Here is an 18,863-nt window from a genome sequence, read left to right as displayed (position 1 = left end):
CGGGATTTGTTTTTAAAATTGTGTAAATTTGAGATTACTTCATTGTTGGGAAAAGCAATACATCGCGAATCGTAGTCACATCTGTGAGCAACATTACGAGACGGTCGATACCGATTCCGAGGCCTCCAGTTGGTGGCATACCGTATTCCAGTGCTTCAACGTAATCATAGTCGATGCCAGTTGCTTCGTCATCGCCCAGTTCTTTAGCTTTTGCCTGAGCTTCAAAACGTGATAATTGATCGATTGGATCGTTCAGCTCAGTGAAGGCGTTGGCATATTCTTTGGTCATGATGAAGAGCTCAAAGCGGTCCGTGAAGCGTGGGTCTTCTGGGTTTTTCTTAGCCAGAGGTGACACAGCGACAGGGTGACCATAGACAAAGGTTGGCTGAATCAAGGTTTCTTCAACAAATTCTTCAAAGAAAGCATTGATAACGTGGCCTACTTCGGTGAAGTGCTTTTCAAGCGGCACTTTCTTTTCCTGTGCCAAAGCAGCAGCTTCTTCAAAGCTCATATCTTGCCAGAAGTCTACGCCAGTGATTTCCTTGATGGCATCCACCATATGAACACGTTTAAATGGTTCGTTGATCTTGATCTCAGTACCTTGGTAGTTGACTGGACCATCACCCTTAACTGCTTTAGCAGCGTGTTGGATAATGCCTTCTGTCAAGTCCATGATATCTTGGAAGTCCGCATAGGCTTGGTAGACTTCGATAGAAGTGAACTCAGGATTATGAGTGGCGTCCATCCCTTCGTTACGGAAGATACGACCAATTTCATAGACGCGTTCCATACCACCAACGATAAGGCGTTTCAAGTGAAGCTCAGTTGCAATCCGTAGCACCATGTCAATGTTTTGAGCATTGTGGTGAGTAATGAATGGACGAGCAGCAGCACCGCCTGCTTCGTTGTGGAGAACAGGTGTTTCAACTTCAAGGAAGCCTTGGCCATCCAAGTAACGGCGGATTTCTGAGATGATTTTTGAGCGAGTGACAAAGCGCTCAAAGCTTTCACGGTTGGAAATCAAATCCAAATAACGTTTGCGGTAGATGGTTTCGACATCTGTCAAACCGTGGAATTTCTCTGGAAGGGGACGCAGAGCTTTTGAAAGGTGAGTAATATGCGTTGCTTTGATAGAGAGTTCTCCCATATCTGTGCGCATCACATCACCTTCAATTCCCAAGAAGTCACCCAAGTCAGCTTTTTTGAAAATCTCATAGTTTTCTTCACCAACTTCGTCCTTACGAACGTAAATCTGGATTTGGCCTTCACGGTCTTGGATGTGGGCGAAGCCGACTTTCCCTTTTCCGCGTTTGGTCATGAGACGGCCAGCAATGGTTGCTTTTTCGTTCAATTCATGTAATTCTTCTTTGGATTTGTCGCTGTACTTTTCTTTGAGTTGAGCAGAGTTAGCAGTACGCTCAAAACGTTTTCCGAAAGGATCAATTCCTTGCTCAGCCAGCGCAGCCATTTTTTCACGACGAATAATCTGCTGGTCATTTAATTCTTCAATATGTTCAGTAGTCATTTTCTTCCTCCTAAGGCTTTCCCTTTTATTTTATCACAAAACAAAAGGAAATTCAGCAATAATTATCGATAAAAATAGAAAAACTGCGATGTTTAAAGATTCGCAGTTTCATCTGTTAGCATGTAATCTAAGTTGTTCCAAGTAAGTAACTTGAAAGAGTCAAAATCGTCTGTTTCCAAAATGGTGACGCTAGCGTTAGCCAAACCTCCGTCCTTACGGAGCAAAGAGGTTTCGTAACCGAGCAGGCGACGAATGCTGGCAGTTAGGTTGGCACCATGTCCGACAATCAATACATTTTGAAAATCTTTCCCTTTGAGAGACTTCACTAAGGCAATTGTCCGATTGGTGGCTTGAGCGACGGATTCTGCGTCAAATAGTTGGTGATCAAACTGGGATAGATCGTGGCGAAAAGCCCACATCTGCTGAGGATAAGTGGCTTCTACAGTAGCAATTTTGGCTCCTTCTAGTTTTCCAAGAGCCCACTCTCTTAGTTCAGGAGTTGGAATGATATCAATTTGATGCTGGTTTTCACTTTGGATGATTTCTGCAGAACGGTAAGCGCGAGGCAAATCGCTAGAGTAGATTTTATCGAATTGAACGTTCGATAAATGTTTGCCCAAGCGCTTGAGCTCGTCAATGGATGTTTCAAGAAGTGGAGAATCTCCGCTTGCCCCTTGGAAACGCATTTCTAGATTCCATTCGGTTTTTCCATGTCGGATAAAATACAATTTCATATCAAGATCCTTTTTTCCTTTTGAAGCGAATAGCCTAGTCTTCTTTCAAGTCCGCGAACTGTGCTTGAACAAAGTCAGCTAAGTCCTGAGCCTTGATCTGGATGCTGCGGCCTACTTCACCAGCAGAAACAATAATATTTTCGCGACTCAGAGCCGTTTGGTCAATGAAAATTGGGAAGGAGTGCTTTTGGCGAATTCCGACAGGATTATTGGCACCATGGATATAACCAGTCGTTTTTTCTAAATCTTTCTGCGGAATCATACTGACTTTTTTATTTCCTGAAATTTTTGCTAATTTCTTTTCCGACAGGTGTTCGGTGATGGGGAGAATGCCAATGACTGTTCCTGTTTTATCCCCGTTTAAAGCCAGTGTTTTATAAATTTGCGAGCGGTCAAATTCCTCTGTCAGGCTATCATCTAAAGCATTAATCTGCAANCCTTGGTGNTCNATTTTTGCCTTGTTTAAAATTTGCTCNACCANTGTTTTTTTGAGTTTTGTCTTTTTNGCCATTATTTATATTTCTCTTCTANTTGGGACATCCAAATTCCTAGCCANATNCCTAGTCCAAAGAAAAAGGCGGCAAGAACGAGTGTGAAAATGGATACNCCTGCATAACTAATGCTCTCGCTGTTGCCACTTTGAGGGAGAACAATGAGCAAGGTGCTGGACAATACAATGCCAATGATAAAATGGTAAACGCGGGAATGATAATGTTTCAAAATATAGTCCATGGCTTTTGAAAAGAGAATCAGAGCCAGAGCGCCACCGATACCGATTGGTAGGAAAGTGCCAAATAAATCCAGGCGTTTAAATCCTGTCAGCATGGGAGTATAGAGCCCTAGAATCAATAGCAGATTTGAAGGGCTGAGTCCCGGAATCAAGATTCCTAAAGCGATAAGGGCACCTGCTAAAACAAAGGATAAGAAGTTAGCTGGCAGTGTACCCACCATTCCATTCAGTGAATAGAGGAAAACGCCCGACAAAATAAAACTAAGCCAGAAGGTAACAGTATCAGCTCGATCTCTGTCGGATTCCTTGACGGATTCTTTGATCAGGCTGGGAATGGTACCGATGATGGCTCCAGCAAAACCCCAGAGAACGATAACCTTGTAATTATCCAGCAAGAGATTAACTGGATAGGAGAAGGCCGCGATCCCTAAAACCATCCCAATAGCCACAGGAGTGAAGTAGAGAACATTCTCGATAAAATTTTCTTTGATATGGGCTAAAAAGCGAATCATTCGCTCATAAATCCCCAAAATCGCGGCTAATACACCGCCAGACACACCAGGCAAGATGAAACCAAGCGCGATAATCATTCCTTTTAAAACTCTAGCAATCCATGAAATCATAATATCTCCCTACAAGTTTTTTCATTAGACTATTGTACCATAAAGCTACATACTTTTCTGAAAAAAGCAAGAAAAATATCTTGTACAGAGAAAAAAAGATACAAGATTTCCTAACAGTTATCTTGCATCCTTTTTATTTTGGTGTTGAAAATAATTTCTTATAAGTCTCTTTCTTATCCTGTACAGGAGAGAGCTGATTAAGGTCTAAGTTATGTGGGAAACCTTCCAATTTACCTTCTGAGGTGTATTGATGTAGGTCATAGGGCTGTTCAGTATTTGGAGCAGCGTTATAGTAGCCGTCATTATAACCATAAGTTGGAATCCAAACGGCAGTAAATTTCTCAGTTGAGATACTATGCTCTTCCATGAAATAGGTACCAATGTAGATACCAATATTTTGAGCTCCAAGACTTTCAAGCTTGGCACGAAAGGCCTCGATTCCTGCGTTCATGTCGCCCATGGTCTTGTCTTCAACATCAAGCCAGTAAAAGGTAGGTTTATATTTCGAAGAGGCCTTGTAGAAGCTTTCAGCTTCTTTTTCCATTTCTTTGATATTGCCTGCCGCTATATAAGCATAGACAGCTACAGGAATCCCCCGTTTTTGAAACTCTTGGATATGGGTAGCAAATGATTTGTCAAGTCCATTTAAATGAGTGGCAACATTTTCTTTTTTTGCTTGAGCTCCACTATGCACGCGAATGATAGCTCCAGAAATATTTGTTGATAAGGTATCATAGTCTATTTCGCTGGGCAATTGCCAACCGGAAAGGTCAACGATAGGCTTATTAAGCAATTCTTCCTCAGGTTCGTCTGAAGGAGTTTCCTCCTTTTTTTTCTTGGTTGTCACCTGACTGACTTGAGTTTTTTTTGTTTGGGCTTGTTTAATTTGCACATCAAGATGGTGTTTGCTTATGACAATATATAGAATAAAGCAAGCAAAGAATAGCAAGAGTGCAAGCGGTTTAATCCTTTTTCTCATACTGTTTCATTGTAACGTAAAATAAATAGAAAAGCAAAGTATTTATCTATATTTCCAGCGAAATACGAAAATGTAATCTGATTGCAATAGAAGATAAAACAATTTGAAATAATTGGATATTTGAGGCGATAAATAAGTAAATATCTATTGAGGCCACCCTAATGCTTTTTTTTCGAGTCAAAAGGTGGTATAATGAAGGTTGAATTTTTAGAAATTAAATGGTGAAATATGAAAATTGACAAAAAGCATTTATTGAATTACTCAATTTTGATTCCGTACATGCTGTTATCTGGCATTGGCTTGATTGTCGTTTATTCCACGACGAGCCCCATCCTCATTCAAAATGGGCTCAATAGTTTTCGAATGGTCGCCACTCAAGCAGGTTTTTGGCTCTTCAGCTTGGTGATGATTGGGATTATTTACCGAATGAAGCTGGATTTTCTGAAGAGGCCAGGAGTGATTACGTTTGTTATCATAGCTGAAATTATTCTGCTTTTACTCTCACGCTTTATCACAGGAACGATCAATGGGGCACATGGTTGGCTCAAAATAGGCCCAGTTACTGCTCAGCCGGCAGAATACCTGAAGATTATTTTGGTCTGGTATTTGGCCCTACAGTTTTCTAAGAAACAAGAGCAAATAGAAGTATATGATTATCAAGCAATCACCTTTAATCAGTTGATTCCGCGTGCCGTTACTGACTGGCGGGTTATTGTTGCTTTCTTGATTGGTCTTGTGGTTATCATGCCCGACTTAGGCAATGCGACTATCTTGCTCTTGACAGTTTTGATTGTAATTTCCACCAGCGGAATTGCTTACAGATGGTTCTCGACCATGCTTGGCGCTGTTGTAGGAGGGTCAGCAGCAGTTTTAGCGAGTATTTGGCTGATAGGTGTCAAGCGTGTTGAGCAAATTCCTATTTTTGGGTATGTCGCAAAGCGTTTCAGTGCCTTTTTCAACCCTTTCGACGATTTGTCTGGCTCAGGTCACCAGTTGGCCAATTCTTACTATGCCATGAGTAATGGTGGTTGGTTTGGCTTAGGTTTAGGAAACTCCATTGAAAAACGAGGTTATCTACCAGAGGCTCATACAGACTTTGTTTTCTCGATTGTTATTGAGGAAGTTGGATTCTTTGGAGCTACTTTAATTTTAGCCCTGCTCTTTTTCTTGATTTTACGAATTATTCTCGTAGGTACAAGGGCTAAGGATCCATTTAATTCTATGATGGCTTTGGGAATTGGCGGTATGATTCTGATGCAAACCTTTGTCAATATTGGTGGTATTTCGGGCTTGATTCCTTCAACCGGTGTAACCTTCCCATTCTTATCTCAGGGGGGAAACAGTTTATTGGTTCTATCAGTTGCCATTGCCTTTGTTTTAAATATTGATGCTAATGAGCGACGAAACGCCATGTATCAGGAACTAGAAGTAAGTCAATCCTAAAAGATCTTCTTGTATGTTAGCTCTTCAACAATAGAAAGGTGTAAATAATGTCATTTACAAAATTAGAAAATTATAGCAATAAAGAAATGATTCGAGAAGAAGTTTCTATTTTAACGGACTTGTTGGTAGATATTACCCGGGATATTCTCAGTCCTGACACTTTTGCTAAAATCTCCATGATTGAAGAACTAGCAGTTCAATCTAAATACCAAGAGCTGAAAGCAGTGGTAGAAGAATTATCTACGGATGATATGGTCTATATCTCACGCTATTTTGCTATTTTGCCTCTGCTCATCAATATTTCTGAAGATGTTGACTTGGCTTATGAGATCAATCATCAAAATAATATCGATCAAGACTACCTTGGTAAGCTTTCAACGACGATTGATTTGGTTTCAACACGAGAAAATGCGCAGGAAATTTTGGAAAATCTAAATGTTGTTCCTGTTTTGACTGCTCATCCGACTCAGGTTCAGCGCAAGACCATGTTGGATTTGACAAATCACATTCATACACTTTTGCGTCAGCATCGCGATGTTAAAGCTGGTCTGGTGAACGAAAAGAAATGGTTAGCCAATCTTCGTCGTTATATCGAGCTGATGATGCAGACCGACATGATTCGGGAAAAGAAACTTAAGGTTACCAATGAAATCACTAACGTTATGGAATACTATAATAGTTCTTTTCTTCAAGCAATCACGAACCTGATGCTAGAGTATAAACGCTTAGCAGAAGAAAAAGGAATCCATTTGGAAAATCCAAAGCCCATCACCATGGGAATGTGGATTGGTGGTGACCGTGATGGGAATCCATTTGTAACCGCTGAAACTCTGAAATTGTCTGCAACGGTACAGAGCGAAGTTATTCTGAATTACTACATTGACAAGGTTTATACGCTCTATCGTAACTTCTCCCTGTCTACTAATCTTTCAAAAACAAGTGAAGCTGTAGCCAAGATGGCAGCTTTGTCAAGCGACAAGTCTGTTTATCGGGAAAATGAGCCTTATCGCCGCGCCTTTCATTATATTCAGTCCAAGTTGATTCAGACCTTACTTTATCTGAAAGAAGGTAATTTCTCTGGTGAAGGGCATCGTTTGGCTGATAAAGCTGAAGCAGTCCTGCATGCAAATTCAGCCACTTCAGTCAGCCATAATGGTAGAGAAATCATTCCAAATTATATCCAGTCTAGACTTAGTGGTAGTTTGGATGAATTACGAAAAGAACAACTTCCGTCTTATAAAAATGCACAAGAGTTTAAGGAAGATCTTCTTGTTATTCGTGATTCTTTGCTGGAACACAATGGACAAGCTCTGGTGACTGGAGAACTTACTGAATTGCTACAAGCAGTAGACATTTTTGGTTTCTTCTTGGCCAGCATTGATATGCGTCAGGATTCTAGTGTCCATGAGGCTTGTGTGGCGGAACTCTTGGCTTCTGCTAATATCGTAAAAGACTATAGTAGCTTATCAGAAGAAGAAAAATGCCAGGTTCTCCTTAAGCAACTTTTGGAGGATCCACGGATTCTGTCAGCCACTCATGCACCTAAATCTGAACTTCTACAAAAAGAATTGGAGATTTTCAAGACGGCTCGTCAGCTTAAGGATGCGATTGGCGAAGATGTTATCAAGCAAAATATTATTTCCCATTCCACTAGCGTATCAGACTTACTAGAGTTGGCAATTATGCTCAAGGAAGTCGGCTTGATCGATGAAGAAGGTGCGCGTGTGCAGATTGTTCCTCTGTTTGAAACGATTGAGGACTTGGATAACTCCTGCGATACTATGGAGAAATATCTGTCTCTGCCAATTGCTCAAAAATGGATTGCTTCTAAAAATAACTACCAAGAAATCATGCTGGGCTACTCAGACAGTAACAAGGATGGTGGTTATTTATCATCATGCTGGACACTCTACAAGGCTCAGCAACAACTGACAGCTATTGGCGACAAGTTTGGCGTCAAGATTACCTTCTTCCATGGTCGCGGAGGAACTGTCGGTCGTGGCGGTGGCCCAACCTATGAGGCAATCACTTCACAACCATTGCGGAGTATCAATGATCGTATTCGCCTGACAGAGCAGGGTGAGGTCATCGGCAATAAATACGGCAACAAGGATGCTGCTTACTATAATCTGGAAATGCTCGTCTCTGCTGCTATTAACCGCATGATAAGCTCTAAGAAGAGTGACAGTGCCACAACTAACGAGTACGAGCGAGTGATGGATCGAGTAGTGAACCGAAGCTACCAAATCTATCGAGATTTAGTCTTTGGTGACGAACGTTTCTACGACTATTTCTTTGAGTCTAGTCCTATTAAGGCCATTTCTAGCTTTAATATCGGATCTCGTCCAGCCGCCCGTAAAACCATCACTGAAATCGGTGGCCTAAGAGCCATTCCTTGGGTCTTCTCTTGGTCTCAAAGTCGGGTTATGTTCCCTGGTTGGTATGGTGTCGGCTCCAGCTTCAAGGAATTTATCGATGAAGATCCTGAAAAGAATCTAGCCTTCCTACAGTTTATGTACAAGAGATGGCCATTCTTCCAGTCCCTTTTGTCAAATGTTGATATGGTCCTGTCTAAGTCCAATATGAATATCGCCTTTGAGTATGCGCAGCTTTGTGAAGATCAAGATGTGCGGGATATTTTCAATACCATCCTCGACGAATGGCAGCTGACCAAGGATGTTATCTTGGCGATTGAAGGCCATGACGAGCTCTTAGCAGAAAATGTCTATCTCAAGGATAGTTTGAACTATCGGATGCCTTATTTCAATGTTTTGAACTATATTCAGCTTGAGCTGATCAAGCGTCAGCGCCGAGGAGAACTTTCACCAGAACAAGAACGCTTGATTCACATTACCATCAACGGAATTGCGACAGGGCTACGAAATTCTGGTTGATCCCTAAGAAGTTTCAAACGATATAAATCAAGAAATCGGCTTTTGAGCCGATTTTTTGTTGACTAAGCCTCGTTTTTGAATAAAGAGCTTCATTTTCTGTGATTTATGTAAAGAAAAGATGAAAAAGTTTCCTGTCAGGAAAGTTTTCATATCTGTGCGCTAAAATACTTGAAAGTGTTTACAATTAGTGATACAATGATAAGTGTAGAAAAATGAAAACGATATTTTCAACAAAAGAAAGGAAACTATATGAACACAGACGACACAGTAACCATTTATGATGTCGCCCGTGAAGCGGGAGTTTCAATGGCGACAGTCAGCCGAGTTGTAAATGGTAACAAGAATGTAAAAGAAAATACACGCAAAAAAGTATTGGAAGTGATTGAACGTCTTGACTATCGTCCTAATGCAGTTGCCCGCGGTTTGGCTAGCAAAAAGACGACCACAGTTGGTGTTGTAATTCCTAATATCACGAATAGTTACTTCTCTACTTTAGCCAAAGGGATTGATGATATTGCCGAAATGTATAAGTACAATATCGTCCTGGCAAACAGCGATGAAGATGATGACAAGGAAGTTTCGGTTGTTAATACCCTTTTCTCTAAGCAAGTAGATGGTATTATTTTTATGGGCTACCATCTGACAGAGAAAATTCGCTCAGAGTTTTCACGTTCACGGACACCAGTGGTTCTAGCGGGCACGGTGGATGTAGAACATCAGTTACCAAGTGTCAATATTGATTATAAACAGGCAACGGTTGATGCTGTGGAACTATTGGCTAAGCGCAACAAGAAAATTGCTTTTGTCAGCGGTCCTTTGGTAGATGATATCAATGGTAAAATCCGCTTGTCTGGCTACAAAGAAGCTCTGAAGGGCAAGAAAATTTCATACAGCGAAGGCTTGGTCTTCGAGTCTAAGTATAGCTACGATGATGGTTATCATCTAGCTGAACGTCTGATTGCTTCAAAGGCAACGGCGGCTTTTGTGACCGGAGATGAGTTGGCAGCAGGTTTGCTTAATGGTTTGGCTGATCGAGGTGTTCGTATTCCTGAAGACTTTGAAATCATTACTAGCGATGATTCGCAAATTGCTCGCTTTACTCGCCCTAATCTGTCTACTATCGGACAACCTCTGTATGACATCGGTGCGATTAGTATGCGGATGCTGACGAAGATTATGCATAAAGAAGAGTTGGAAGAGCGTGAAGTCCTCCTAGCTCATACGATCAATGAACGTAAATCAACTCGTAAATAATAAAATTGATACGGGATGGGACGGAATTAAATTTTGAAAGAATTTAGTTCTGTCTCATTTTTTGTTTTAGTTAAACACAGTTGCCGGATATAAGAGATTCTGAGTTTCTTCTTTACAGAAATTTAGGTATAATAGAAGCAGGAATGTTGAAAATCATTGCTTGTCCAATATGCTTAACTGATAGGAATGAAGAGGTCAGGAGTTAGCCAAGATTTGGCATAGATTTTCAGATAAAATGTAAAAATAAAGAAGTGGAAACGCATTTTTTCTGTCTTCTTTTTACTAGTAGGCATCATTTATCGTAGCTGTATCAAGGAGAATTTTGTGATTACGCAACTAGATACCAAGACTGTTTATAGCTTTATGGATAGTTTAGTCTCTATCAAAAAATATGTTCAACGGGCCAAGGACTTGGGCTACAAAAGTCTGGGTATGATGGATGTGGACAATCTTTATGGAGCTTATCATTTTCTAGAGGAGGCAAAAGCGGCAGAACTTCAACCCTTGCTAGGTCTAGAGATGGAAGTTTTTAAAGATGGAAATCCTCTCAATCTGAGACTCTTGGCTTTGGATAGTCGGGGCTATCGTAATTTGATGAAGATTTCAACTCTGAAAATGATGAATCGTCAAAATTGGGAAGACTTTCAACATCTTTTTAAGGGGCTGGCTCTGATTGTACCAATCTTTGAAGGTGTGGATCAGCTAGATCTGGGTTTGGACTTTTATGTTGGGGTCTTTCCAGATACGCCAAGGCAGGAATTGACTAGGCCAGTCCTGCCCTTGCATACGGTTCGCTACTTTGAGCAGGGAGATTTAGAAACCTTGCAAATGTTGAGGGCGATTCGGGACAATATCAGTTTGCGAGAGGTCGGTCACCTGTCGAGCCATGAGTTTTTATTAGCCCCAGCCTCTTTAGAAGAAGCTTTCGTTGAAAACTTTCCAGAGAGTTTGACCAACTTAGAGCGATTGATAGCTGATGTTCATTATGAAATTAACACCGAGTTTAAGCTTCCGCGCTTTAATCCTGAGCGACCTGCTGTAGAGGAGCTGCGAGAATTGGCTGAGATGGGATTGGCCAAGCGGGGGCATGCAGGGGAAGTCTATCAAGTAAGGCTGGATCAGGAGCTGGATGTTATTCATCAGATGGGTTTTGATGATTATTTCCTTATTGTCTGGGATTTGCTGCGCTTTGGCCGCAGTCAAGGTTATTACATGGGGATGGGACGTGGATCTGCGGTTGGCAGTTTGGTGGCCTATGCTTTGGAGATTACAGGCATTGACCCAGTAGAAAAGAACCTGCTTTTTGAACGTTTCCTAAACCTAGAACGCTATACCATGCCCGATATTGATATTGATATTCCCGATGTGTATCGGCCGGAGTTTATACGCTATGTCCGAGATCGCTACGGTAGCATGCATGCGGCTCAGATTGTGACCTACTCAACCTTTGGGGCTAAGCAGGCTATCCGAGATGTTTTTAAGCGCTTTGGTTTGCCAGAGTACGAGCTGACCAATATGACCAAAAAAATCGGCTTTCGAGACAACTTAACCACTGCTTATGAGCGAAATATAGCCTTTCGCCAGATTATCAATAGCAAACTAGAATATCAGAAGGCCTTTGAAATTGCCAAAAAAATCGAAGGAAATCCACGTCAGACTTCAATCCATGCTGCTGGGGTCGTCATGAGTGACGATGATTTGACCAATCAAATTCCCTTAAAATACGGGGAGGATATGTATCTCACCCAGTACGATGCCCACGGTGTGGAAAGTAATGGACTGCTTAAGATGGACTTTTTAGGCTTGCGCAATTTAACCTTTGTCCAGCGGATGAAAGAAGCAGCTCTAGACAAATATGGAGTTGATATTGATATTGCTCGTATTGACTTGGAAGACGAGGAAACTCTACGCCTCTTTGCAGCAGGCAATACCAAGGGTATTTTCCAGTTTGAACAAGCAGGTGCTATCAGTCTTTTGAAAAGAGTCCAACCCGTCCAGTTTGAAGAAGTAGTGGCTACCACATCTCTCAATCGTCCCGGTGCTAGTGACTATATTGATAACTTTGTCAAGCGCAAGCATGGTCGCGAGCGCGTGGAGATGATTGATCCGAGCTTGGAGGATATCTTGGCTCCAACCTATGGCATCATGCTTTACCAAGAGCAGGTCATGCAGGTCGCCCAGCGTTTTGGTGGTTTTAGCCTGGGGAAGGCCGATATTTTACGGCGGGCGATGGGCAAGAAAAATGCTGCTGAAATGCATAAAATGGAGGAAGAATTTATCAGGGGAGCCGTCAAACTGGGGCACTCAGAGGCCAAGGCTAAGGAGGTCTTTGCGGTCATGGAGAAATTTGCCGGCTATGGCTTCAACCGTAGCCACGCCTATGCTTACTCGGCCCTAGCTTTTCAGCTGGCTTATTTCAAGGCTCATTATCCAGACATCTTCTTTGATGTCATGCTTAATTATTCTAGCTCGGACTATATCACAGATGCACTCGGATTTGGCTTCGAGCTAGCTCCCTTGACTATCCATAACATTCCCTATAAAGATAAGTTTCAGGAGCGAAAAATCTATCTTGGTTTGAAAAATATCAAGGGCTTGCCAAGGGATTTTGTTTTCTGGATCATAGAAGAGCGTAAAAAAAATCCCTTTAGCAGTGTGGAAGATTTCATTTTACGCCTGCCTCAGAGTTATCATAAGTTGCCACTTTTAAGTCCCTTGGTGCAATTGGGACTCTTTGATATTTTTGAGCCCAATCGACAGAAGATTTTGCATAATCTACCGAATCTTTTTGTCTTTGCAGATGAGTTGGGGAGTTTATTTGCTGATACTAGCTATTCATGGACGGATGTTGAGGATTTTACTGCTGCAGAAAAATTTGAGCAGGAGCAAGCCTTGATTGGAATTGGCCTTAGTGACCATCCACTTATTAGCCTAGCTAAGAAAGCCTACCATCCTTTTGTCTGGATTGAAGAGTTGGCCGATAATAGTAAGGCGACCATTTTAGTAGAAGTCCAGTCTATCAAGGTTATTCGCACCAAAAATGGTGAAAATATGGCCTTTATGCAAGTGACGGATACCAAGAAAAAGTTAGATGTCACTTTATTTCCAGAGGTTTACCGCCGCTTTGCTCAACTAATCCAAGAAAAAGGCTATTACTATCTGACTGGAAAAATTCAGGAGAGGGATGGCCGACTACAGATGGTTCTAGCAGAGGTGGAGAAAGCAAGCTCAGAACGCTTTTGGATCCAATTAGCTGATACTAGTCACGACAGGCAGATTGCGGAGATCCTGCAGCGATACCCAGGGGATATTCCCGTGGTGCTACGCTATGAGAATGAGAAGAAAACGGTTCCTGCATCAGGCTTTCAAGTTCAAAAATCAGACCAACTTCAAGCTGAACTAGAAAATTATAGCATGAAAACGGTTTTTCGGTAAAAAATCAGGAAAATAAGAGAATTTTTATTCTGATTGTGGTATAATTCTATAAGAATGTTAAAAAGATAAAGGAGCACATTACGAAATGAAACGTATTGCTGTTTTGACCAGTGGTGGAGATGCCCCTGGTATGAATGCTGCTATTCGTGCAGTCGTTCGTAAAGCAATTTCCGAAGGAATGGAAGTTTATGGGATTTATGGCGGCTACGCTGGAATGGTTGCTGGAGATATTTATCCACTTGATGCAACTTCAGTTGGAGACATTATTTCTCGTGGAGGAACTTTCCTTCATTCAGCACGCTACCCTGAGTTTGCAAAACTTGAAGGGCAATTAAAGGGAATCGAACAACTGAAGAAACACGGTATTGAAGGTGTAGTTGTTATCGGTGGAGATGGTTCTTACCATGGTGCGATGCGCTTAACAGAGCATGGCTTCCCAGCTGTCGGTGTACCTGGAACTATTGACAATGACATTGTCGGAACAGATTTCACTATCGGTTTTGATACTGCTGTTACAACTGCAATGGACGCGATCGACAAGATCCGTGATACATCATCCAGTCACCGTCGTACTTTCGTTGTTGAAGTAATGGGACGTAACGCTGGAGATATCGCACTTTGGGCAGGTATTGCTACAGGTGCAGATGAAATTATCATTCCTGAAGAAGGCTTCAAGATTGAAGATATCGTTGCCAGCATCAAACGTGGCTATGAAAAAGGTAAGAAGCATAATATCATTGTTCTTGCTGAAGGTGTTATGTCAGCAGATGAGTTTGGTAAAAAGCTGAAAGAAGCTGGTGATACTAGCGATCTCCGTGTGACTGAACTTGGTCACATCCAACGTGGTGGTTCACCAACTGCTCGCGACCGTGTATTGGCTTCTCGTATGGGAGCGCATGCCGTTAAACTACTTAAAGAAGGTATCGGTGGTGTTGCCGTAGGTATCCGTAATGAAGAAATGGTGGAAAGCCCAATCTTGGGAACTGCTGAAGAAGGCGCACTCTTTAGCCTGACTGCAGATGGCAAAATCGTTGTCAACAATCCACACAAAGCTGATATCGGCTTAGCAGAGCTCAATCGCAGCATTAATATTTAATTGGTCAATCAGGGGTGAAATCCCCAAATAGTAGAAGGAGTTTCTTAATATCATGAACAAACGCGTAAAAATTGTTGCAACTTTAGGTCCTGCGGTAGAAATCCGTGGCGGTAAAAAATTCGGTGAAGACGGATACTGGGGTGAAAAACTGGACGTTGAAGCTTCAGCTCAAAATATTGCAAAATTGATTGAAGCAGGGGCAAACACTTTCCGTTTCAACTTCTCACACGGTGACCACCAAGAACAAGGTGAGCGTATGGCAACTGTTAAACGTGCGGAAGAAATCGCTGGTAAAAAAGTTGGTTTCCTTCTTGACACTAAAGGTCCAGAAATCCGTACAGAACTGTTCGAAGGTGACGCAAAAGAGTACTCATACAAAACTGGCGAAAAGATCCGCGTTGCGACAAAACAAGGAATCAAATCAACTCGCGATGTGATTGCTTTGAACGTTGCTGGTGGACTTGATATCTACGATGATGTTGAAGTAGGTCGCCAAGTATTGGTTGACGATGGTAAACTTGGTCTTCGCGTTGTAGAAAAAGACGATGCAAGCCGTGAATTTGTAGTTGAAGTTGAAAATGACGGTGTTATCGCTAAACAAAAAGGTGTAAACATCCCTAACACTAAAATTCCTTTCCCAGCTCTTGCTGAGCGCGATAATGACGATATCCGCTTCGGTCTTGAACAAGGTATCAACTTCATCGCGATTTCATTCGTACGTACTGCAAAAGACGTCAACGAAGTTCGTGCAATCTGTGAAGAAACTGGTAACGGACATGTTCAATTGTTCGCTAAAATCGAAAACCAACAAGGTATCGACAACTTGGATGAAATCATCGAAGCTGCTGATGGTATCATGATCGCTCGTGGTGACATGGGTATCGAAGTACCATTCGAAATGGTTCCAGTTTACCAAAAAATGATCATCACTAAGGTCAATGCAGCTGGTAAAGTTGTTATTACAGCAACAAACATGCTTGAAACAATGACTGAAAAACCACGTGCAACTCGTTCAGAAGTATCAGACGTATTTAACGCTGTTATCGACGGAACTGACGCTACAATGCTTTCAGGTGAGTCTGCAAACGGTAAATACCCACTTGAGTCAGTAACTACAATGGCTACAATCGATAAGAACGCTCAAACTCTTCTTAACGAATACGGACGTTTGAACTCAGATACTTTCGAACGTAACTCTAAGACAGAAGTTATGGCTTCAGCTGTTAAAGATGCTACTAACTCAATGAATATCAAATTGGTTGTTACTTTGACTAAGACTGGTCACACTGCTCGTTTGATCTCTAAATACCGTCCAAATGCTGATATCTTGGCATTGACATTCGATGAATTGACAGAACGTGGCTTGATGTTGAACTGGGGTGTTATCCCAATGTTGACAGAAGCACCTTCATCAACCGATGATATGTTCGAAATTGCTGAACGTAAAGCAGTTGAAGCAGGCCTTGTTGAGTCTGGTGACGATATCGTTATCGTTGCAGGTGTACCACTTGGCGAAGCTGTTCGTACAAATACAATGCGTATCCGTACAGTACGTTAATTTATTTCATAGTATGCAAAAACCGATGGATCCATTCTATCGGTTTATTTTTTGTTCTAGAATTTTTAATTGATTTCGTAATGGATATTCTCTATATCACTTTTTCTCTTTTCTAGATTCTAATACCCAACCGATTATCCAGTAGCAGACTAGCAGATAATTCTCAATCCAGCCCAGTAGGTTTGCTTGATTTGCTTCTTCAAGATAGCCTAGCAGATGGTTGGTACAAAAGCACAGTCCACCTAGAATCAGTGCTAGCAGGGTCATACGTAGATAAAACCAATCATACTTTATGTTAGCGGCAATGACTAAAGGCAGAATAGCCAGATTCCAGAAACCAATTTCTCGCTGCCAGTAGGGAGCTAGACCATAGATTGACTCATTGCTCAAGAGCTGGGGCTGGGAAATCTGGATCATAGCTGCGCCCAGCATAGCTAAGATCAGTAAAATGAAAATCACTCGTAAAAATTTATTCATACCTGTCTCCTTTCTTCTTTGTAGATTATAATGTTTTTGAAAATGATTTTCAAGTTTTCATTTTTTACAAAAGAAAGCTCTAATAAAATATTTTACAGCTAAGTCCTATCTTTTTAGGTGATTTTGTGGTATACTAGGTTAGTTGCAGAAATACAGTTTTTCTATTCAGTGGGAACTAGCGACCGAGTCGGCGCTTTTTTAGTGCCTGGACTTGAGAGACCATATTTATGAAGAGAAGAGCGAATACTCTCAGGAAATCGAGATTTAGCAAGCGAAATCACTTGGGATGTTTCGATAGTTGAGTATCAAAAGCCTTATAAGGCGGCTTCGCACCGCCTTTAGAAAGAAGAAGAACATTGAAATTTAATGAATTACATTTATCTGCTGAATTACTAGCAGAGATTGAAAAAGCTGGCTTTGTAGAAGCAAGTCCTATTCAAGAGAAGACCATTCCACTTGCTATGGCAGGTAAGGATGTCATTGGTCAGGCCCAGACNGGGACAGGAAAGACAGCNGCCTTTGGCTTCCCAACTCTGGAGAANATTGATACAGATAATCCTGCTGTGCAGGCTTTGGTTATTGCTCCAACCCGTGAATTGGCTGTGCAGAGTCAGGAAGAGCTTTTCCGTTTTGGCCGCAGCAAGGGTGTCAAGGTACGCTCTGTCTACGGTGGCTCCAGCATCGAAAAGCAAATCAAGGCCCTCAAATCTGGTGCTCATATCGTCGTAGGAACACCTGGTCGTCTCTTGGATTTGATCAAACGCAAGGCGCTTAAGCTGAATCAGATTGAAACCTTAATCTTGGACGAAGCGGATGAAATGCTTAACATGGGCTTTTTGGAGGATATTGAGTCTATCATTTCTCGTGTGCCAGAAGAGCGTCAGACCTTGCTTTTTTCAGCGACCATGCCGGATGCTATCAAGCGTATCGGTGTCAAGTTCATGAAGGAGCCTGAGCATGTCAAGATTGCTGCTAAGGAGCTGACGACGGAGCTGGTGGATCAATATTATATCCGTGTCAAAGAAAATGAAAAATTTGATACCATGACCCGCCTGATGGATGTGGAGCAGCCTGAGCTATCAATCGTCTTTGGTCGGACCAAGCGCCGGGTGGATGAGCTGACTCGTGGTCTGAAAATCCGCGGTTTCCGAGCAGAGGGTATCCATGGTGATTTGGACCAAGGCAAGCGCCTCCGCGTTCTACGCGACTTTAAAAACGGCAATTTGGATGTTTTAGTGGCGACAGATGTGGCTGCGCGTGGATTGGACATTTCTGGTGTAACCCATGTCTACAACTATGATATTCCTCAGGATCCAGAAAGTTATGTTCACCGGATTGGTCGGACTGGTCGTGCTGGTAAGTCAGGTCAGTCTATCACGTTCGTAGCGCCAAATGAAATGGGCTATCTTCAGATTATCGAAAATCTGACCAAGAAGCGTATGAAAGGCCTTAAGCCAGCGACTGCAGAGGAAGCTTTCCAAGCTAAGAAAAAAGTTGCCCTTAAGAAGATTGAACGCGATTTTGCGGATGAAAGCATCCGTTCTAACTTTGAGAAATTTAGCAAGGATGCTCGCAAGCTGGCAGCAGAATTCAGCCCAGAAGAGCTGGCTATGTATATCCTCAGCTTGACGGTGCAGGATCCAGATGCCCTTCCTGAAGTAGAAATTGCCCGTGAAAAACCATTGCCATTTAAACCGTCTGGCGGCGGCTTTGGCGGAAAAGGGAAGAGTGGTCGTGGCAACGGTCGTCGAGGCGACCAAGGCCGTGATCGCCGTGGTGGAGGCGAAGATCGAGAGGGCAGCCGCCGTGACTTTAAACGTAAGTCAAATAAGAACAGTCGCGACTTCGAAAGCAGAGGAAATAAACGCCCACAACGCACTTCCAGCGAAAAGAAAACCGGCTTTGTTATCCGTAATAAAGGCGATAAATAAACAGAAAATCCGATGTCATTAGACATTGGATTTTTTGATTGAGGAGAATCTCGATATCTTCCATGATTTGTTTGAAAAAGGCACAATGAAAACGCATAATCAAACAATATTCGATTTTTTTGAAAAAAAGTATACATTTTTTTGTTTATATGAGAAAATTGTAGTATAATGAAGTAAGAAAGGG

Annotated in this window: 13 protein-coding genes; 7 read left to right on the top strand and 6 right to left on the bottom strand. The window is 42.0% G+C overall.

Annotation, left to right across the window (positions count from 1 at the left end; genetic code table 11):
• Positions 1-34 precede the first annotated feature (34 nt).
• From lysS to D8792_RS05890, 5 genes are all read right to left on the bottom strand, one after another.
• Positions 35-1,525 (bottom strand): lysine--tRNA ligase, encoded by a 1,491-nt coding sequence (gene lysS / locus D8792_RS05910; protein WP_125373289.1) that lies wholly within the window; start codon positions 1,523-1,525, stop codon positions 35-37.
• Positions 1,526-1,617: 92 nt separating this feature from the next.
• Positions 1,618-2,259, bottom strand: a complete 642-nt coding sequence (locus D8792_RS05905) for a histidine phosphatase family protein (RefSeq protein ID WP_125373288.1) — start codon at positions 2,257-2,259, stop codon at positions 1,618-1,620.
• A 34-nt stretch (positions 2,260-2,293) separates the two neighbouring features.
• Positions 2,294-2,770 carry an aminoacyl-tRNA deacylase gene (locus D8792_RS05900; protein ID WP_125373287.1) on the bottom strand — a complete coding sequence of 159 codons (477 nt, stop codon included), beginning with the start codon at positions 2,768-2,770 and terminating at the stop codon, positions 2,294-2,296.
• Positions 2,770-3,612, bottom strand: a complete 843-nt coding sequence (locus D8792_RS05895; RefSeq protein WP_125373286.1) for a DUF368 domain-containing protein — start codon at positions 3,610-3,612, stop codon at positions 2,770-2,772. Before D8792_RS05895 ends, D8792_RS05900 begins: the two co-directional genes overlap by 1 nt.
• A gap of 133 nt (positions 3,613-3,745) precedes the next feature.
• Positions 3,746-4,591, bottom strand: coding sequence for a glycoside hydrolase family 25 protein (locus D8792_RS05890; protein WP_125373285.1), 846 nt, complete (start codon positions 4,589-4,591; stop codon positions 3,746-3,748).
• Between the two features lie 228 nt (positions 4,592-4,819).
• Between D8792_RS05890 and ftsW the strand changes: the two genes are divergently transcribed.
• The 6 genes from ftsW to pyk all read left to right on the top strand — a co-directional run bounded on the left by ftsW (position 4,820) and on the right by pyk (position 16,271).
• A complete protein-coding gene (gene ftsW, locus D8792_RS05885; protein ID WP_125373284.1) occupies positions 4,820-6,034 on the top strand; it encodes a cell division peptidoglycan polymerase FtsW in 1,215 nt (404 codons plus the stop codon).
• A gap of 47 nt (positions 6,035-6,081) precedes the next feature.
• Positions 6,082-8,928 (top strand): phosphoenolpyruvate carboxylase, encoded by a 2,847-nt coding sequence (ppc, locus tag D8792_RS05880; protein WP_125373283.1) that lies wholly within the window; start codon positions 6,082-6,084, stop codon positions 8,926-8,928.
• Between the two features lie 249 nt (positions 8,929-9,177).
• Positions 9,178-10,182: a catabolite control protein A gene (gene ccpA, locus D8792_RS05875; protein ID WP_005590686.1), complete on the top strand. Its 1,005-nt coding sequence runs from the start codon at positions 9,178-9,180 to the stop codon at positions 10,180-10,182.
• Positions 10,183-10,506: 324 nt separating this feature from the next.
• Positions 10,507-13,617 carry a DNA polymerase III subunit alpha gene (locus D8792_RS05870; protein ID WP_125373282.1) on the top strand — a complete coding sequence of 1,037 codons (3,111 nt, stop codon included), beginning with the start codon at positions 10,507-10,509 and terminating at the stop codon, positions 13,615-13,617.
• Positions 13,618-13,702: 85 nt separating this feature from the next.
• A complete protein-coding gene (gene pfkA, locus D8792_RS05865) occupies positions 13,703-14,713 on the top strand; it encodes a 6-phosphofructokinase (RefSeq protein ID WP_125373281.1) in 1,011 nt (336 codons plus the stop codon).
• A 52-nt stretch (positions 14,714-14,765) separates the two neighbouring features.
• Positions 14,766-16,271: a pyruvate kinase gene (gene pyk / locus D8792_RS05860; RefSeq protein WP_125373280.1), complete on the top strand. Its 1,506-nt coding sequence runs from the start codon at positions 14,766-14,768 to the stop codon at positions 16,269-16,271.
• Positions 16,272-16,367: 96 nt separating this feature from the next.
• On the opposite strand, the gene D8792_RS05855 is transcribed toward pyk, so the two are convergent.
• Positions 16,368-16,748 (bottom strand): hypothetical protein, encoded by a 381-nt coding sequence (locus D8792_RS05855; protein WP_125373279.1) that lies wholly within the window; start codon positions 16,746-16,748, stop codon positions 16,368-16,370.
• Positions 16,749-17,104: 356 nt separating this feature from the next.
• Here D8792_RS05855 and cshA point away from each other — a divergent pair, with 356 nt between their 5' ends.
• Positions 17,105-18,679: a degradosome RNA helicase CshA gene (gene cshA, locus D8792_RS05840; RefSeq protein WP_125373278.1), complete on the top strand. Its 1,575-nt coding sequence runs from the start codon at positions 17,105-17,107 to the stop codon at positions 18,677-18,679.
• Positions 18,680-18,863 lie beyond the last annotated feature (184 nt).

Origin of the sequence: Streptococcus cristatus (genome assembly GCF_003943505.1) — a bacterium.
Taxonomy (GTDB): Bacteria; Bacillota; Bacilli; order Lactobacillales; family Streptococcaceae; genus Streptococcus; species Streptococcus cristatus_E.
This window is presented reverse-complemented; position numbering and strand designations above follow the sequence as displayed.